This is a genomic window from Dactylosporangium siamense (genome assembly GCF_016862795.1).
GTDB classification, from domain to species: domain Bacteria; phylum Actinomycetota; class Actinomycetes; order Mycobacteriales; family Micromonosporaceae; genus Dactylosporangium; species Dactylosporangium siamense.
Map to the genome: position 1 here is coordinate 1 of NZ_BONQ01000285.1, position 701 is coordinate 701.

The window sequence follows — 701 nt, forward strand, 5'->3', positions numbered from 1 at the left end:
CGGCCGGTTCCGGTGGCGCGGGCAACTTCGGGGCGACCTCGCTCAGCGAGTCCGCGGCATGGGGCGGCGGCGGTTCGACGGGTGACTTCACCTGGTCATACCCGCTGAGCGTCCCCCCGGCGAACGGTGGACCCGCGCCGACGATCTCCCTGGCGTACGCGTCCAGTGGCGTGGACGGTCGCACGGTCGGGGCGAACAACCAGGCGTCGTGGATCGGGATGGGCTTCGAGTTCGCGCCGGGTCAGATCGAGCGGCGCTACAAGCCGTGTGCGACGGACGTCGAGGGCGACGCCAACAACAAGACCCGGCCCACGGGCGACCAGTGCTGGTACTCGGACAACGCCTCGATCACCCTCAACGGCCGGGCGTCGGAGCTGGTGCGGGTCGGGACCAGCAATGTGTGGAAGTTGAAGAACGATGACGGCTCGAAGGTCGAGCAGTTGTTCGACGGCGGGCTGAACAACGGTGACAACGACGGGGAGCACTGGAAGTTCACCTCACCCGACGGCACGCAGTTCTTCTTCGGCAAGAACCGTCTGCCGGGCTGGACCAGCGGCGAGGAGACCCAGTCGGTCTTCACGGTCCCGGTGTACGGCAACCACCCGAACGAGCCGTGCAACGCCTCCACGTTCCAGGCGTCCGGGTGCCGGCAGGCGTACAAGTGGAACGTCGACTACGCGGTCGACGTGCACGGCAACACC

At 67.6% G+C, this 701-nt stretch carries 1 pseudogene; it reads left to right on the forward strand.

Annotation, left to right across the window (positions count from 1 at the left end):
- A pseudogene (locus tag Dsi01nite_RS56965) lies at positions 1-701 on the forward strand (RHS repeat protein); the annotation flags it as partial.